The organism is Nonomuraea bangladeshensis (assembly GCF_039529455.1).
Classification (GTDB): Bacteria; Actinomycetota; Actinomycetes; order Streptosporangiales; family Streptosporangiaceae; genus Nonomuraea; species Nonomuraea bangladeshensis.
Window position 1 is genome coordinate 250,762 of record NZ_BAAAMV010000004.1, and the last position, 15,223, is coordinate 265,984.

The following is a 15,223-nucleotide window of genomic DNA, read 5'->3' on the forward strand; positions in this document are numbered from 1 at the left end:
GCATCGCAGACACTAGCCCGCCGGCGGCGAACTCGGCAACGGCGGAAGGGTCATCTCTGGCCGGGGCCGTCCACCACCTTGGCGTCCAGCCGGGCCGTCAGCGTGAGGGGCGTGCCCGCCTCGATGGCGGACGAGGAGGGGTGGTCGTACTTCGTGGTCTGGACGCCGTACGTGCCGAGGAAGCGGAAGTCGACGGGGTCGAGGATCAGGTCGTAGCGGGCCCGCGCGCCGGTGTGGCTGAACGCGACCCCCCGCCTGCCGTCGGCGTCCACGACGTTCTCGGTGAAGCTCACGCCGGGGATCGTGGCCAGGCCGCGGAACAACGCCGCCCGCACCTCCGGCGACAGGACAGGAGACCATGCAAAAACGTGCACCAACCTCTGCGTGTTTCATCTTGTTAATTCCGAGTCATTCGTACTATAGTCCCGAACCGTGATGATTCTGATTGCCGGCCCCTACCGTTCAGGTACGGGCGACGACCCCGAACTGATGGCCCGCAACCTGGCCCGCCTGGAGGAGGCGGCGTGGCCCGTGTTCCGCAGCGGGCACGTCCCGATGATCGGGGAGTGGGTGGCCCTGCCCGTGCTGCGCGGCGCGGGCGGCACCGGCCCCGCCGACCCCGTGGCCGAGCAGATCATGTACCCCACGGCGGAGCGGCTGCTGCGGCACTGCGACGCGGTCCTGCGGCTGCCGGGCGAGTCCAGCGGCGCCGACCAGGACGTCCGCATCGCCACCGAGCGCGGCCTGCCCGTCTACTACCGGGTCGAGGACATCCCCGGCTACCGGGAAGAGCTCACCCGCCGCTGATCTCGGCCCGGAGAGTTTCGCCCTCAGGCAGATGTACGATGTCCCGGCCGGTGGCCCTCGCCGTCCCGCGTCCGACATGGAAGCCGCTTCGTGACCGACATCGTCCCCCTGCGCAAGAACGCGCGTTTTCAACTGCTGTGGGTCGGCAGCGCGGTCTCCGAGCTGGGGTCGGAGCTCACCAGGCTCGCCATGCCGCTGCTGGTGCTGGCGCTCACCGGCTCGCCCGGCCTGGCGGGCGTCGTCGCAGGGGCCCGTACCGTCGCCTCCCTCGCGGTCCAGATCCCGGCCGGCGTCTGGGTGGACCGGTGGGACCGCCGCCGCACGCTCATCACCGCGCAGGGTCTCCAGGCGGTCGTCTCCGCGCTGCTGACGGGGCTCGTCGTCACCGGTCACGTACAGGTCTGGCAGTTCGTCACGCTGGCGGTGCTGGACGGGCTGTGCGCCGCGTTCGTCGGTCCCCTCCAGGACACGGCGATCCGCGGCATCGTCCCCCCGGGCCAGCTGCACACCGCGTACGCGCAGGAGGAGGCCCGCACCCACGCGGCCGGGCTGATCGGCCCGCCGCTTGGCGGATTGTTGTACGGCCTGGGGCGGGCGGTGCCCTTCCTCGTCGACACCGTCACCTTCCTCGCCGCCACGCTCTTCTACGCCCTGGCGAAGGTGCCGCGCCGCCCGGCGGACGAGCCGCGGACCTCGGAGCGGGACGACGGCGAGGAGCGGCGGGGCATGGGCAGGGAGGCGGCCGAGGCCGTCGCGTGGCTGTGGCGCCGGCACGGCCTGCGGGAGGCCACCGCGGCGGTGATGGTGCTCAACCTGCTGGGCGGCGCGTTCCTCATCCCGCTGATCGTGCTCGTCGGCGAACGCGGCGGCGACGCGCGTGTCACCGGCACGGTCCTGGCCGGTCTCGGCATCGGTGGACTGGCCGGCGCGCTGCTGTCGGGCCGCATCAGCAGGCTCCTGCCGCCCGGCAGGCTGGTGTCGGCCGTCGTGGCGGTCTTCGGCGCGGCGGTGGCGGCCACGGCGCTGCCGTGGGGGAAGTGGTGGCCGATGGTCCCGCTGGTGTTCATCACCTTGTCGACGCCCTCGCTGAACGTGGTGCTGAACGTGGTGATCGCCCGCATGGTGCCGGAGACGATGCTCGGCCGGATGGGCGCGGTCCTGAGCATGAGCGGGATGGCGCTCAAGCCCCTCGGGCCGGTCCTCGGCGGGACGCTGGCCGCGGCGCTGGGCGGCGCGGCGTCGCTCGTCGTCCTGGGCGGGCTGCTCGGCCTGGCCGCCGCCGTGGCGGCGCTCAGCCCGCAGCTGCGTCACTTCACCGGAGAGATCCCCGCGGCCGAAGCCGACGGCATGGCGCCGCGCGCCGGCTGACGGGCCGGGCCGGGGACGCGGCCCGGCCCGTCAGGCGAGGCGCCGTCAGCGTGCGGCGGTCTCCGGGACCCGTGCCGGCGGGGCCTGGTGGTGGCGTTCCAGCTTGGCGCCCTCGACGTCCACGTCGGGCAGGATCCGGTCGAGCCAGCGCGGCAGCCACCACGCCTTGTCGCCCGCCAGATGCATGACCGCCGGAATGATCAGCATGCGCACCACGAACGCGTCGACGAGCACGCCGAAGGCCAGCGCGAAGCCGACCGGCCGGATCATCGTCATGTGGGAGAACATGAACCCGCCGAAGACCGAGATCATGATGATCGCGGCGGCGGTGACGACGGCCCTGCCCGCCCGTACGCCCTCGGTGACCGCCTGCCGGGCGGGAGCGCCGTGCGCGTACGCCTCGCGCATCCCCGAGGTGAGGAAGAGCTGGTAGTCCATGGCGAGCCCGAACAGGATGCCCACCAGCAGGGTCGGCAGGAAGTTGAGGATCGGCGCGGGGTCGGTGACGCCGAAGAGGCCGCCGAGCCAGCCCCACTGGTAGACGGCCGTGACGCCGCCGAGCGCCGCGAACAGCGACAGCACGAAGCCGCCGGTGGCGATGAGGGGCACGAGGATCGAGCGGAACACGACGATCAGGATCAGCAGCGACAGGCCGACGACGAGGGCGAGGTAGGTCGGCAGGGCGTCGGCGAGCTTCTCGGAGATGTCGAGGTTGGCGCTGGCGCTGCCCGCGACGGACAGGGACACCTTGTCGGAGCCGAGCTCAAGGGTACGGCCGCGCAGGTCGTGGACGAGGTCCTCGGTGGACTCCGACGTCGGCCCACCCGTCGGCACGACCTGGAAGACCAGGACGGTGCCCTTGTCGTTCGCGCCGATGGGGGCGACCGCGCTCACGCCGTCGACGTCCATGAGCTGCTTGCCGAGGCCGGCCTGGGCCGCCGTGAGGTCGTCCCCGGTCACGCCGTCGCCGAGGTCGGCGACGACGACCAGCGGCCCGTTCGCGCCGGCGCCGAACTTCTCGGTGATGGCCGTGTAGGCGCGGTACTGCGTGGAGTCGGCGGCCTCGGAGGCGCCCGTGGGCAGGCCGAGGCGCATCGAGGCGGCGGGCACCGCGATGAGGGCCAGCGCACCCACGCCGATCACGATGCGCAGGACGGCGCTGCCGATGGTCATCGGCCGCGCGGGCGCGGACGCCGGCACGGGCGCGGCCTGCGCGGCGGCCTTCCTGTCGCGCCGGGGGAGCAGCCGGTGCCCGAGCAGGCCGAGCAGCGCCGGGGTCATGGTCACGGTGAGCAGCACCGCGACGGCGATGGCGACCGCGCCGACGGTTCCCATCAGCGCGAGGAACGGGATGCCCGTGACGTTGAGCGCCAGCAGCGCGATGAGCACGGTGCTGCCCGCGAAGACCACGGCGTTGCCGCTGGTGCCGTTGGCCAGCCCGATGGACTCCTCCACGGTCATGCCCGCCTTCAGCTGGCGGCGGTGCCGGTGGAGGATGAACAGCGCGTAGTCGATGCCGACGGCCAGGCCGAGCATGGCGCCCAGGATGGGCGTCACCGACGTCATCTCGATGCTGCCCGACAGGGCCATGGCGCCCGCGACGGCCACGCCCACGCCGAAGAGCGCGTTGAGGATCGGCAGCCCGGCGGCCACGAGGGTGCCGGTCATGATGATGAGCACGACGGCCGCGACGACGAGGCCGACCGCCTCGCCGACGCCGCCCAGCTGGATCTCGCCCTGCGCGATCTCGGCGGAGTAGTCGGCGGTGACGCCGTCGGGGAGCGCGGCGTCGAGGGTCTCGGTGACGGCTTCCTTGGTCTCCGGGGTGATCTCCTGCTGCGGCAGGTCGAAGACGACGGTCGCGGTCGCGGTGGAGCCGTCGGAGGAGACCATGCGGATGTCCTGCGCGATGGTCAGCAGGTCGCGTCCGGTGAGCAGCTGCCGCTCGGACTTCTCCAGGGTCGCGCGCTGCTTGTCGAGCTCGGCCTGCTGCTTGTCGAGCTGGGCGAGGGTCGCCTTGAGCCGGGTGAGGGTCGCTTTGAGCTGCGGGTTCGTGCCGGCCTGCCGGAGGGCGGTCTCGGCCTGCTCGATGCCCGCCTCGGTCTGTGAGCGGGCCTGGTCGAGCTGCTTCCGGCCCTGGTCGAGCCGGCCGCGGCCGTCCTCGACCTGCGCGAGACCGTCCGTGATCTTCTTCGCCTGCTGGGCGCGCGTGTCGGTGGAGGTGAACGGGTCGGCCACCTGGTCCACGCCGTCGAGGCCGGCGACCTTGCGCAGCGCGGCGCTGACGCCCTCGCGCTGGGCGGCCGTGAGCTCCTCACCGTTGCCGGAGTGGATGACGACCTGCCCGGTGCCGCCGCTGGCCACCGGCAGCTCGGTCTTGAGCCGGTCGGTCACCTGCGCCGTGGGCGTGCCGGGGATGGTCATCGTCGAGCTCATCGTCCCGCCGAAGGCCAGGAAGGCTCCGACGGCCAGGGCGAGCACGACGACCCAGGCGGAGATCACCCACCAGGCCCGCCGGGCGGTGAACCGGCCCAGCCGGTAGAGCAGTTCGGCCATCGAGCACTCACTTTCCGCTTCTCACGTGGGGTCCGAAACCGGATATGACCTATCCGATTCGGCAAGTCTAGTGAGAAGCGGATAGCTCTCATCCGTTTCATCGGAGGTGCGGGCTGTGACGTTGATCCCATCGATCCGCCCAGGGGTACGCTTCGACACGTGAAACCGCGACCCGCCGCCGCCGACGAGCCCATGCGGCGTGGCAGCCTGCGCCGGGACGCGGAGCGCAACCGGGACCGCATCGTGCGCGCCGCTCGCGAGCTGTTCGCTGAGCGCGGCCTCGCCGTCGGCTTCAACGAGGTCGCCCACCACGCCGGCGTCGGCGTCGGCACCGTGTACCGGCGCTTCGCCGACAAGGAAGAGCTCATTCGCGCGGCGCTGGAGGAGCCGCTGGGCGAGCTGGCGGAGGTCGCGCAGCGCGCGGGCGAGGCCGAGCGGGCCTGGGACGGCCTTGAGCTCCTCCTGGGCAGCATCACCGAGCTCCTGGTGGACAACCTCGGGCTGCGGGACGTCGCGCTCGGCGGCGGCGGATGGCGGCTCGGCAGGTCAACCGTCGAACGCGTCGCGGAGGTGATGCGGCACCTGCTCGACCGGGCGCGGGCCGAGGGCGACCTGCGTGACGGCGTCACCGGTGACGACGTGGTGATGATCCTGTGGCTGGTGACCGACCTGGCGCAGCACTCCGTCCAGGTCCGCCCGGGGCTCTACCGCCGCTATCTGCAGGTCATGCTCGACGGGCTGCGCGCCGCCCCGGACAGCAGGCCGCTGGTGGAGAAGCCCACCGAGCAGCAGATGCTGACGATCTGCCGGCGCTGGGCGGGCGCGCCCCTCTGAAGCGCGTCCCTCTGAAGCGCGTCCCTCAGGGCGGTCCGAGCACGTCCGGGGTGATCAGGGCGCGGGCGGTGGCCGCGAAATAGTCCCCGGGGGCGGCGTCGGCGAGGCCGAGAGTGACACCCTGGCTGAGGCCGACCATGAGCGCGCGCAGCGCCGTGGCCAGGCGGCGCGCCTGCCGCGACGTCACGGCACTGCCGTCGTGGACCCTGCCGGACAGCAGCGCGGTCAGGCGTTCCTCGTGCTCCCGGACGGAGGCGGCGAGCCTGGGCGCCAGCTCGGGGTCGCGCAGGGCCAGGTCCTGCAGGCTGATCTCGAACGACAGGTGGCGCAGCGCGTCGGGGTCGTCGCACAGGCGGCGGTAGTGGCGGGCGAAGACCTCCACCGCCTCGACGAGGTCCAGGCCGTCGGGGACGGTCTGCTCGATGCCGTCGTAGTGCGGGGTGAGGTAGTCGGTGACCAGGGCGATCAGCAGCCCGTTCTTGCTGCCGAACAGCGAGTAGACGGCGCCCGTGGTCAGCCCGGCCTGCTCGGCGATCTCCTCCAGCTTGGCCCGGTGGCCGTCGCGGGCGACGATCAGGCGCGCGGCGGCCAGCAGGGCCCGCCGGTTGTGCTCCTTGGCCTCGGCCCTCGTCATTCGCATAATTCTATTATTACCGTAATCTCATTATTGATGTTGCCGAGGACAGGAGCCGCACCCATGGACACAGCCACCGCGATCGCGAGCGAACGCCGGGAACTGGCGGCGATGCTGGAGAGCCTGACACCCGCCCAGTGGGACGCGCCGACCTTGTGCGCCGGCTGGCGCGTACGCGAGGTCGCGGCCCACATGTCGATGGGATTCCGCGTTTCGCTGCCCCGGCAGGTGCTCGAACTCGTCAAGGCCCGAGGCGACATCAACCGGATGGCGGATCGGCGGGCCCGCCAGGACGCCGCCACCCTGTCCACGGCCGAGCTGGTCGGCGCCATCCGCGACAACGCGCACCATCCATGGAAGCCTCCGGTGGGCGGCATCGCGGCCGCCCTGGGCCACGACGTGGTCCACGGCCTGGACATCAGCGTCGCCCTCGGCCTCGGCCGCCGCGTACCGGAAGACCGCGTGCGCCTCCTCCTGGAGCAGGTCACTCCCCGCACCCTCAAGTTCTTCGGAGCCGATCTCGACGGCGTCGAACTGCGCGCCGACGACCTCGACTGGTCCTTCGGCGCCGGCGCGCTCCTGACCGGCGCCGCCCAGGACCTCCTCCTGGTCGCCTACGGCCGCAAGCTCCCGCCGGGACACCTCGGCGGCGCGGCCCGAGACGCTCATGTCTCACGGTCGTGATCGGAAGCCCATGCCGGCGTGGGCGTCATGGGCTGGTCGGCGGTAGGTCGTGTCCTCGCCGTTCGGGTGTGAGAGCCGCCTCAGACGGGCTGGCCGACCAGCCGGATGGTCAGGGTGCTGAGGTCGACGCCGGCCGGCGCACCCCACCAGCCGGCCGGGTTGACGCGCGCCCTCACCCGAGCCTGCCCCCGCCGCCCCCGGCGATCAGCTCCTCGTGGGTGCCGCGCTGCGCGACGCGTCCCCGGTCGAGGACCATGGGAGCGGTGTCCCGTCCCGGCCGGGTCACCTGTCCCGCCGGGCCGATGCCACGATGCGGTCGAGTGTCGTGCGCCCCATCGCGCTCATCGGCGGATTGCTCTCGGCGTAGTACCAGACCAGCCCCATGGCCTGGACGAAGGCCCAGGCCATGCCGCGTTCCCACTCCAGGTCGTCGCAGCCCAGGCTCCGCCGCAGCACCTCGCGCGGACGTGTGCGCAGCAGGTGCCAGGCGGCGACCAGGTCCAGCGCGGGATCGGCCGGGCCGAAGCCGCCGCCGTCGAGGACGCCGCTGAGGCGGCCCGCCGCGACCAGCACGTTCCCGGAGATCAGGTCGCCGTGGCTCATCACGTCGTCGCCGTCGCGCGGCAGCTCCCGCAGCCGGCTCCACAGGCGGCGCAGCCGCGGCACGTCCAGCAGCCCTTCGCTCTCCTTGAAGCACTCCTCCATCCACGGGTCGTGGCGGGTGAGCTCGCCGCCGCGCCCTGAGCCGTTGAAGCGCCGGCCTCCGGTCTCGGCTTCGCGCAGGGCGGCGACGAAGGCCGCGAGGTCCTCGGCGAACCCCTCCGACCCGCTCGGGTCGGTGTCGGTGGCGGGCGTTCCCCGTACCCATGTCTGGACCGACCACGGCATGGGGTAGCCGTCGCCGGGCTCGCCCAAGGCCACCGGTTCGGGGGTGGGGAACGGCGAGACCCGCGCCAGCTCCGCGCTCGCGCGGGCTTCCCGCTCCAGAGCCGACCGGACGGCGCCGGCGTCGGCCAGGCGCAAGGGGAAGCGCGCCGCGAGGTCGTCCCCGATCCGGAAGATCGTGTTGACCGTGCCCGTCGAGCGCACCCGGCGGATCTCCATGCCCGTCCACTGCGGGAACTGCTCGGCGACCAGGGCGGCGACCACCTCGGCCGGCACGTCCACCTGATCGTCATGCATGATCACGTCGTGCTCCCTTCCGGCAGTGCCGCCTCGATCTGGCGGGCGGTGTTCACGAAGGAGCGGATGAGGTCGGTTTCCGCGGCGGTGCGCCACAGCAGCGCCCATCGCGCCGGAGGCGCGTCGTGGACGGGCACGTAGGCGATGTCGGGCCGGGAGTGGTAGCGGATGGCGTGGGAGTGCACGAGCGCGACGGCTTCGCCGTTGGACAGGATGGGCAGCATCTCGCTCTCGGCGGTGACGGCCGGCCCCATGCGGATCGGCCGCCCGCCTGGGGTGTGGCTGGGGACGAGGGCCTCGCGCCAGTAGTCGGGTCTGGCGCCGACGATGACGGCTTCGTCGGCCAGGTCCTCATACGACACCGTCTCCCGCTGGGCCAGCCGGTGCCCGGCTCCGACGGCGAGGACGACGGGCTCGACGCGGACGACCGGCCCCACGGTGAGGTCGGCCTCCCTGACCGGCAGCCAGGCGATCTGGACGTCCACCTCCCCGTCGCGCAGCGGCCCGAACGGGTCACCGAATCCGACGTAGCGGATCTGTGCCTCGCACGCGGGATGCCGGGCGTGGAACGCGTCGAGCAGGGGCCGGAAATCCTGGACGTTGCTGGAGAGCATGCCCAGGCGCAGCACCTCGGTCTTCCCGCCGGCGGCGCGGGCGGCCCGCGCCATGCCTTCGTGCAGGCCGCGGTACATCGGCGCGAGGTCCTCGAACAGCTGCTTGCCGATCGGTGTCAGCGTCACGGCCCGGTTGTTGCGTTCGAACAGGGCGGCGCCGATGCGGCGCTCCTGCTTCTTGATCGCCTGGCTGACGCGGGCGGGCGTCACGTGCAACCGTTCGGCGGTCCGGCCGAAGTGCAGCTCCTCGGCCAGGGTCAGGAAGATCTCGATGTCCCGGAGCTCCACAGGCGCGCTTCCGTCGTTAAGTGAGAGGTTAAGGCACCTTATCGAACCTGGCGTTGTCGCCGGTGCCGGCCTGCGGCCAGGCTGGAGGGCGTCCGGAAGATCATCGTCACCCGAAGGTAGCGAGAGAACATGAACCTGCACGTCAGTAACAGCGCACTCGACGTCAAGGACGTCGAGCAGCAGCCCAGGAGGCGTCCGACGAGGTTCACGCTCAACGGCGTGCTCTGGGCGCTGCAAGCGGTGTTCGGCTTCTTCTTCGCCGGCAGCGGTTTCGGCAAGGTGCTGCTGTACGACGCGGCCCTGTACGCGGACGCGCCCCGGGCCGTCGCCTGGTACGCCGCGGTGCCGCAGTCCCTGATCGTCTTCATCGGGATCTGCGAGGTGCTGGGCGGCGTCGGCCTGATCCTGCCGGCGATGGCGAGGGTCAAGCCGGTGCTGACGCCGCTCGCCGGCGCCGGCCTGACCCTGACGATGATCCTCGCGGCCGGTTTCCACATCGTGCGCGGCGAGTACGCGTTGGTCCCCGCGAACCTCCTGCTGGGAGGTGCCTCGGCGCTCATCGCGGCCGGACGGTGGAAGCTGAGGCCCGTCGCACCCGCGCCCCTCACTACCGCGCGCGTGCTGTGGCCCTTCGCGGTCCTCGTCGCCGTGGTCCTGCTGACCTTCGTCCCGACGTGGTACACGATGACCAACGTGCAGTTCTGACCCGGGTCACGATCTGTCGGTCTCCGGCGGCACGGCCGGCGCGGGCGGGCAGCAGGCGTCGCCGCGCCAGGCTTCGCGGCCTTCCTTGACCGCCACGGCGGCGATGACCAGGGCGGCGATCGGGTCGGCCCAGGACCAGCCGAAGGCGCTGTTGAGCGCCAGCCCGGCCAGCAGCACGCCGGACAGGTAGGTGCACAGCAGGGTCTGCTTGGAGTCGGCGACCGCGCTGGCGGAGCCGAGCTCGCGGCCGGCGCGGCGTTGCGCCCGCGACAGGAACGGCATGATCATCAGGCTGAGGGTGGCGAGGATCAGGCCGGGGGTGGAGTGTTCGGCCTCGCCGGCGCCGAGCAGCGCGCGTACGGCGTCGAAGGTCACGTAGGCGGCCAGCGCGAAGAACGAGAGCGCGATGACGCGCAGCGCGGCCTTCTCCCGGCGTTCGTGGTCGGCGGCCGAGAACTGCCAGGCCACCGCGGCGGCCGAGGCGACCTCGACGACGGAGTCGAGGCCGAACCCGATGAGGGCGGCCGAGGAGGCGACGGTGCCGGCGGTGATGGCGACGGCCGCTTCGATCACGTTGTAGGTGATGGTCGCCGCGACCAGCAGCCGGATGCGGCGCCGCAACGTCGTGCGCCGGGCCGGGGAGGGGCCGAGGCCCGGCAGGTCGATCGCGCTCATGCCCCTGCGCCGTCCGTACGGACCCCGCTGGGAGCGGGACGGAGCGTGACCGCGTGGCCGGTGGCGGCCAGCAGCTGCTCGGCGGAGGCGAGCAGGTCCATCAGCTCGGGCCGGGTCAGGGAGTAGAAGGACTGGCGGCCTTCGGCGCGGTAGTCGACGAGATCGCAGTCGCGCAGGCAGGCCAGGTGCTTGGAGACGGTGGACTGGGCCAGGCCGAGCTCGGCGACGAGGTCCACCACGCGGGCCTCGCCGCGGGCCAGGCGCTGCACGATGCGCAGCCGGTTCTCGTCGGCCAGGGAGTGGAACAGCGCGGCCGCCGGGGGGACGCCGGCGGCGACGTCGGCGCTGACACAGGAGCCGGAATCACCATTGATCGCCATGTGGCGATGATAGCGCGATTCAGGCATGGATGCGGCAAGCGCAGGGGCTCCTATCGGCCGGTCGCCGACCCGGCGTCGGTGGCCTGCCGGCCGGCCAGCGAGCCCAGCAGGACCGCGCCGACGTCGGTGAGCCGGTACATGACCAGCTTGCCCGCCCGCCGCGAGTCGGCCAGTCCGGCTCTGCGCAGGGCGCGCAGATGGTGCGAGACCTGCGGGGCTGATCACGACCGCCTCGGCGTAGGCGCTGCCTGGCCGCGCAGATGCTCGCCCCGGTCCAGGCGGCTGACGGCCGCGGCGGAGGCGAGCCCGGCCGCGGTCAGCAGCAGCCACGGCAAGGCGGCCAGGCCGGCGGCGCGGCCGACGTCCACCAGGGCGCCGGCCAGCAGATTCCCGGCGAGGATGCCGGCGCCGCACGCCAGGTTGTACAGCCCGTAGTAGGTGCCGACCAGCCCCTGTCCGGCCATGTCGGCGATGGTGGCCATCTCGAACGGGAACGCCACCAGGCTGCCGAGGGTGAGCAGCAGCGCGCACACCACCACCGGGGCCGGCGCCCAGCCCGCCGGCAGCGGCAGGTGCGCCGTGGCCGCGAGCGGCACGAAGGCCACGCCCATCAGGGCCAGGCCGCGGCTGATCGCCTGGCCGCGGCTCCACCGGGCCGTGCACCATGCGGTCAGCCGTACCTGGGCGGTGATGCCCAGCAGCGCCGACAGCGCGTACAGCGCCGCCACCGCCGTCGGGCCGCCGCCCTGGCGCTGCACCTGCAGCGGCAGCGCCAGATACATCTGGAACGACAGCGCGTAGGAGGCGATCATCGCCGCCGAGAAGGCGACGAAGGCGCGGTCGGTGAACGCCTGGCGCCACTCGCTCAGCACCGGTGGCCGCGGTCCGGCCGCGACGCGCCGGGCCGGCAGGCACAGGCCCTGCAGCACGGTCAGCACCGCGAAGATGGCCGCGGCCGCCAGGCACACCACGGTGAAGCCGCCGCGCAGCAGCGCGAGCCCGGCGAGCGGGCCGGCCAGGATGCCGCCCTGGTAGAACACGTTGAACACGGCGAACGCCGCCGCCTTGCGCTCCCCGGCCTCGGCCGCCAGGCAGGCGCGGGCGGCCGGGTTGAACAGCGCCCCGGCCAGTCCGGTCACCACCGCCGCCGCGATGAGCGGCGGCACCGTGGTGGACAGGCCGAACAGGGCGAAGCCGATCGTCCGCAACGCGCACCCTGCCATGATCATCGGCTTGCAGCCGAGCCGGTCGGCCAGGCTGCCGCCGATCAGGAACATGCCCTGCTGACTGGCGTTGCGCAGGCCCAGGACGAGCCCGATCGTCCAGGCGGCCAGCCCGGCGCCCGCCAGGTGCTGGGCCAGGTACGGCATCAGCATGTAGAAGCCGAGGTTGATGCCCGCCTGGTTGAGCTGCAGCAGCTGGACAGGCCGGTCGAAGGAGCGGAACTCGCGCAGCGTGGCCCTCATCGGGCCCCCGCCAGAGGATCGGTCACGGTGGCGCAGCGGGTCCAGCGGTGCACCTCCCGTTCGTGGGGCGCCGCCAGCACGTCCGGCTCCTGCGCCGGTACGGTGCCGAGCAGGCCGTGGGCGTGGCAGTAGTCGTCGTCGAAGATCGTGCTGTGGTACCGCCACGGCCCGTCGGGGAAGATCGCGACGGTGGTCCGGCCGGGAGCGGCGCGGGCCAGCCAGCCCGCCACCAGCGCGACCGCCCCGGTGCTCCAGCCGCCCGAGACGTAGTGCCGCTCGGCCAGGGTGCGGCAGGCCCAGACCGCCTCGGCTGGGCTGACCCAGTGCACCTCGCTGAAGGCGTCGTAGGCGACGTTGCGCGGGTGGATGCTGGAGCCGAGCCCGCGCATCAGCCGGGCGCGGGCGGGCTGGCCGAAGATGGTCGAGCCCACCGTGTCGACGCCGACCAGCCGCAGGCCGGGGAAGTGCCGGCGCAGCACGGCGTGGATGCCGGCGCTGTGCCCGCCGGTGCCGACCGAGCACACCAGCGTGTCGATGTGGGGGAGCCGGCTCAGGAGTTCGTGCGCGAGCCCGGCGTAGGCCTCGACGTTGTCGGGGTTGTGGTACTGGTCGGGGCAGTAGGCGCCGGGGATGTCGGCCAGCAGGTGCTGGACGCGTTCCCGGCGGGCCTGCTGCCAGCCGCCGGTCGGATGCGGCTCGGTCACGGTCTCCACGTGGACGCCGTATCCGGCGAGAAGCCGGCACATCAGCGGCTCCATGCCGGGATCGCTCACCAGGACGACCGGATGGCCGAAGACGATCCCGGCCAGGGCCAGGCCGAGCCCCAGGGTTCCGCTGGTCGACTCGACGATGGTGGCTCCGGGCCGGAGCTCGCCCCGGGCGCGGGCCTGGCGCACCATGTGCAGGGCGGGGCGGTCCTTGATGCCGCCGGGATTGAAGCCTTCGAGCTTCGCCCAGAAACCGCCGATCCCGGACACGGGAGACGCGGGCAGCTGGACCAGCGGCGTGTTGCCGACCGTCAGAGAGAGCGCCGGATATCCCGGCGAGGCCCCCTCGTGCGGGCGCGCGAAAACAGCGTGCGGTGACATGAAAGTGTTTCCTCTGGTGATGGGATTGGACGACGGATGACGGTCGTCGTCCTATACGCGCATCACACAGAGACTCTCCGGATGCTGTCCGGGCGAAAGGCGGCTGCCTGCCTCGACGGGCGACGGCCCGCCGCAGGTCCGGGCGGCGGGCAGGACGGCGCTCGCCTGCAGGGTCGAGGGAGCCGGCACGGCGGCCGGGCCGGTCGCCGAACAGTCCTGCTCGGTGCCGTGCTGGTGGCGCGGAGGCAGGCCCCTATGCAGGCAGACGGCGTTGTGCACGGCATGGCGCGCGGTGTCCGGCGGCTCTGCCGCGCGCACATCGGCGCTGTGATCGGCCGATTCCGCCATCTCCAGGGCGGCGCAGGCGCCACCGTGTGCGAACACCGCGCCGATCATCATGGCGATGACGAACACCACGCGCGCCAGCAGCCCACCCCTGCCGGAATCGGCCGGGCGGCGGGAACGGGTCGTTCGGGTCGCGAGCATCACGGGTGATGATGCCCACCGGGCGACGGCGTGCGCCGGGTGATGGCAAATGATCAGGTAAAGCTCGCCCCTGCCGTCGGCTGATCTGCATCTCCCGCCTGAACTACTCGCGTTTGACTAGCCTAACCTACTCGTGTTTGAGTAGCCGGGTGAGTGACGTACGCATGTTCGTGCTCGGCGCCCTGCTGCGCGGCCCGATGCACGGCCATCAGATCCGCCGGCAGGCGCAACTGGACCGCACCGAGCTGTGGACCGACATCAAGGTGGGCTCCCTGTACGGCGCCCTGCACCGGCTGGTCGCCGAGGGCGCGATCGAGGTGGTCCGCACCGAGCAGGCGGGGGGCCCGGCGCGGACGGTGTACGCGCTCACCGCGGCCGGACGCGAGGAGTTCATCGCGCTGCGCGACCGGACGCTGCGCGAGGTCCGGCTGCGGCCCGACCCGGTGGACCTCGCGCTGCACTACGCCGACGACCTCGGCGAAGCGGACCTGGGGGCCCTGATCGGCGACCGGCGCGACGCGCTGATCGCCCGGCTGACGGCCTGGCGGCACCAGCGCGAGCAGGCCGAGCCGTACCTGCGCGGGCTGGAGCCGATGACCTTCGATCACACCACGGCACGCCTGCGGGCCGAGATCGCCTGGCACGAGAGCCTGCTGGAGCAGCTGCCGAAACTGCTCGCCGCGGGCGACCGCGGCCAGGCGCCGACAGCGGAAGGACGGCACGGATGATCCTGGTGACCGGAGCGACCGGCCTGGTGGGGCGGCACCTCATCACCACGCTGCGCGGGGACGGCGCCGAGGTGCGCGCCCTCAGCCGCCGTCCCGAGACTGCCGGCCTGCCGTACGGGACCGACCTCGCCGCCGTCGCCGCGGTCGCGCTCAGGGGCGGGCACGCGGACCGCCGGCACTCGCTCGCCGGGCTCCCCGCCCGGGGTTTCGCGCTGTGGGCCGCCGAGCACGCCGGCGACTTCCGCTGAGCACCGTCATGCCGCGCAACCGCATCATCGCCTGGCACCGGGAGCTGCAGGACGTCCACCACCGCCTGGAGAAGGCGCTGGAGGACGCCCGCATGGCCATCCGCTCCGGCGAACGCGCCCAGAGCCTCAAGCCCGAGCTCCGCGACTTCTGCTACACCTTCTGCTCCGCCCTGGGCAGCCATCACCGCAGCGAGGACAGCGACTTCTTCCCGGCCTTGCTGCGGCAGCTGCCCGAGCTGGAGCCCACCATCGCCCGCCTGGGCCGTGAGCACGAAGTCCTCGCGCGCCTGCTCGCCGACTTCCAGCTGAGCCTCGACGACCCGCGGTCATCGCCGCAGCAGCTCTTCCGGCAGATCAACGACATCAAGGCCGCGATGAAGGCCCACTTCGGCTTCGAGGAAGGCTCACTGAACAGGGCACTTCATGCTCTTGACGCCCCGGAGAGCGCCAGGAGCCGGATGTTCGGCGACGTCTGACGGA

18 protein-coding genes are annotated in these 15,223 nt (G+C 72.5%); 8 read left to right on the plus strand and 10 right to left on the minus strand.

Annotated elements, in window-relative coordinates; all coding sequences use genetic code 11:
- Positions 1-50: 50 nt before the first annotated feature.
- Positions 51-374, minus strand: coding sequence for a hypothetical protein (locus ABD292_RS12975; protein WP_344207399.1), 324 nt, complete (start codon positions 372-374; stop codon positions 51-53).
- Positions 375-432: 58 nt separating this feature from the next.
- Between ABD292_RS12975 and ABD292_RS12980 the strand changes: the two genes are divergently transcribed.
- Both ABD292_RS12980 and ABD292_RS12985 read left to right on the plus strand, forming a co-directional pair.
- Entirely contained in the window at positions 433-807 is a 375-nt protein-coding gene (locus ABD292_RS12980) for a hypothetical protein (protein ID WP_344207400.1), read from the plus strand.
- 90 nt (positions 808-897) lie between these two features.
- Entirely contained in the window at positions 898-2,175 is a 1,278-nt protein-coding gene (locus ABD292_RS12985; protein WP_344207401.1) for an MFS transporter, read from the plus strand.
- A 45-nt stretch (positions 2,176-2,220) separates the two neighbouring features.
- Here the strand turns inward: ABD292_RS12985 and ABD292_RS12990 are convergent, their stop codons facing one another.
- Complete coding sequence (locus tag ABD292_RS12990; RefSeq protein ID WP_344207402.1) at positions 2,221-4,731, minus strand: MMPL family transporter; 2,511 nt, start codon at positions 4,729-4,731, stop codon at positions 2,221-2,223.
- A 159-nt stretch (positions 4,732-4,890) separates the two neighbouring features.
- Between ABD292_RS12990 and ABD292_RS12995 the strand changes: the two genes are divergently transcribed.
- Entirely contained in the window at positions 4,891-5,565 is a 675-nt protein-coding gene (locus ABD292_RS12995; protein ID WP_344207404.1) for a TetR/AcrR family transcriptional regulator, read from the plus strand.
- Positions 5,566-5,590: 25 nt separating this feature from the next.
- Here ABD292_RS12995 and ABD292_RS13000 read toward each other — a convergent pair whose 3' ends face one another.
- Complete coding sequence (locus tag ABD292_RS13000; RefSeq protein WP_344207405.1) at positions 5,591-6,199, minus strand: TetR/AcrR family transcriptional regulator; 609 nt, start codon at positions 6,197-6,199, stop codon at positions 5,591-5,593.
- Between the two features lie 63 nt (positions 6,200-6,262).
- Here ABD292_RS13000 and ABD292_RS13005 point away from each other — a divergent pair, with 63 nt between their 5' ends.
- Positions 6,263-6,883: a maleylpyruvate isomerase family mycothiol-dependent enzyme gene (locus tag ABD292_RS13005; RefSeq protein ID WP_344207406.1), complete on the plus strand. Its 621-nt coding sequence runs from the start codon at positions 6,263-6,265 to the stop codon at positions 6,881-6,883.
- A gap of 282 nt (positions 6,884-7,165) precedes the next feature.
- On the opposite strand, the gene ABD292_RS13010 is transcribed toward ABD292_RS13005, so the two are convergent.
- Together ABD292_RS13010 and ABD292_RS13015 are read right to left on the minus strand one after the other, a co-directional pair.
- Positions 7,166-8,065 (minus strand): aminoglycoside phosphotransferase family protein, encoded by a 900-nt coding sequence (locus ABD292_RS13010; protein ID WP_344207944.1) that lies wholly within the window; start codon positions 8,063-8,065, stop codon positions 7,166-7,168.
- Between the two features lie 2 nt (positions 8,066-8,067).
- Positions 8,068-8,967, minus strand: a complete 900-nt coding sequence (locus ABD292_RS13015; protein WP_344207407.1) for a LysR family transcriptional regulator — start codon at positions 8,965-8,967, stop codon at positions 8,068-8,070.
- Positions 8,968-9,096: 129 nt separating this feature from the next.
- Between ABD292_RS13015 and ABD292_RS13020 the strand changes: the two genes are divergently transcribed.
- Positions 9,097-9,672 carry a DoxX family protein gene (locus tag ABD292_RS13020; RefSeq protein ID WP_344207409.1) on the plus strand — a complete coding sequence of 192 codons (576 nt, stop codon included), beginning with the start codon at positions 9,097-9,099 and terminating at the stop codon, positions 9,670-9,672.
- A 6-nt stretch (positions 9,673-9,678) separates the two neighbouring features.
- Here the strand turns inward: ABD292_RS13020 and ABD292_RS13025 are convergent, their stop codons facing one another.
- The 5 genes from ABD292_RS13025 to ABD292_RS13050 all read right to left on the minus strand — a co-directional run bounded on the left by ABD292_RS13025 (position 9,679) and on the right by ABD292_RS13050 (position 13,767).
- The gene (locus ABD292_RS13025; RefSeq protein ID WP_344207410.1) at positions 9,679-10,347 is read right to left on the minus strand and encodes a cation efflux transmembrane domain-containing protein; all 669 of its coding nucleotides are present in this window, start codon (positions 10,345-10,347) and stop codon (positions 9,679-9,681) included.
- Complete coding sequence (locus ABD292_RS13030; RefSeq protein WP_344207411.1) at positions 10,344-10,727, minus strand: ArsR/SmtB family transcription factor; 384 nt, start codon at positions 10,725-10,727, stop codon at positions 10,344-10,346. The genes ABD292_RS13025 and ABD292_RS13030 overlap by 4 nt, the downstream gene beginning before the upstream one ends.
- 221 nt (positions 10,728-10,948) lie before the next feature.
- Positions 10,949-12,193 (minus strand): MFS transporter, encoded by a 1,245-nt coding sequence (locus ABD292_RS13040; protein WP_344207412.1) that lies wholly within the window; start codon positions 12,191-12,193, stop codon positions 10,949-10,951.
- Positions 12,190-13,281 (minus strand): PLP-dependent cysteine synthase family protein, encoded by a 1,092-nt coding sequence (locus tag ABD292_RS13045; protein ID WP_344207413.1) that lies wholly within the window; start codon positions 13,279-13,281, stop codon positions 12,190-12,192. The genes ABD292_RS13040 and ABD292_RS13045 overlap by 4 nt, the downstream gene beginning before the upstream one ends.
- Before the next feature lie 51 nt (positions 13,282-13,332).
- Positions 13,333-13,767, minus strand: coding sequence for a hypothetical protein (locus ABD292_RS13050; RefSeq protein WP_344207414.1), 435 nt, complete (start codon positions 13,765-13,767; stop codon positions 13,333-13,335).
- 149 nt (positions 13,768-13,916) lie between these two features.
- Between ABD292_RS13050 and ABD292_RS13055 the strand changes: the two genes are divergently transcribed.
- Genes ABD292_RS13055 through ABD292_RS13065 form a run of 3 tightly spaced genes read left to right on the plus strand, consistent with a single transcriptional unit; the run spans position 13,917 to position 15,219 of the window.
- On the plus strand, positions 13,917-14,495 hold the full coding sequence (locus tag ABD292_RS13055) for a PadR family transcriptional regulator (protein WP_344207415.1): 579 nt from the start codon (positions 13,917-13,919) through the stop codon (positions 14,493-14,495).
- Complete coding sequence (locus tag ABD292_RS13060) at positions 14,492-14,743, plus strand: NAD-dependent epimerase/dehydratase family protein (protein ID WP_344207416.1); 252 nt, start codon at positions 14,492-14,494, stop codon at positions 14,741-14,743. The genes ABD292_RS13055 and ABD292_RS13060 overlap by 4 nt, the downstream gene beginning before the upstream one ends.
- Before the next feature lie 8 nt (positions 14,744-14,751).
- On the plus strand, positions 14,752-15,219 hold the full coding sequence (locus ABD292_RS13065) for a hemerythrin domain-containing protein (protein WP_344207418.1): 468 nt from the start codon (positions 14,752-14,754) through the stop codon (positions 15,217-15,219).
- Positions 15,220-15,223: the final 4 nt, after the last annotated feature.

Coding starts and splice junctions, on each gene's coding strand:
- ABD292_RS12990 (WP_344207402.1), bottom strand. CDS start 4,731: ATGGCCGAACTGCTCTACCGGCTGGGCCGGTTCACCGCCCGGCGGGCC.
- ABD292_RS13000 (WP_344207405.1), bottom strand. CDS start 6,199: ATGACGAGGGCCGAGGCCAAGGAGCACAACCGGCGGGCCCTGCTGGCC.
- ABD292_RS13005 (WP_344207406.1), top strand. CDS start 6,263: ATGGACACAGCCACCGCGATCGCGAGCGAACGCCGGGAACTGGCGGCG.
- ABD292_RS13010 (WP_344207944.1), bottom strand. CDS start 8,065: ATGCATGACGATCAGGTGGACGTGCCGGCCGAGGTGGTCGCCGCCCTG.
- ABD292_RS13020 (WP_344207409.1), top strand. CDS start 9,097: ATGAACCTGCACGTCAGTAACAGCGCACTCGACGTCAAGGACGTCGAG.
- ABD292_RS13025 (WP_344207410.1), bottom strand. CDS start 10,347: ATGAGCGCGATCGACCTGCCGGGCCTCGGCCCCTCCCCGGCCCGGCGC.
- ABD292_RS13030 (WP_344207411.1), bottom strand. CDS start 10,727: ATGGCGATCAATGGTGATTCCGGCTCCTGTGTCAGCGCCGACGTCGCC.
- ABD292_RS13040 (WP_344207412.1), bottom strand. CDS start 12,193: ATGAGGGCCACGCTGCGCGAGTTCCGCTCCTTCGACCGGCCTGTCCAG.
- ABD292_RS13045 (WP_344207413.1), bottom strand. CDS start 13,281: ATGTCACCGCACGCTGTTTTCGCGCGCCCGCACGAGGGGGCCTCGCCG.
- ABD292_RS13050 (WP_344207414.1), bottom strand. CDS start 13,767: ATGCTCGCGACCCGAACGACCCGTTCCCGCCGCCCGGCCGATTCCGGC.
- ABD292_RS13060 (WP_344207416.1), top strand. CDS start 14,492: ATGATCCTGGTGACCGGAGCGACCGGCCTGGTGGGGCGGCACCTCATC.
- ABD292_RS13065 (WP_344207418.1), top strand. CDS start 14,752: ATGCCGCGCAACCGCATCATCGCCTGGCACCGGGAGCTGCAGGACGTC.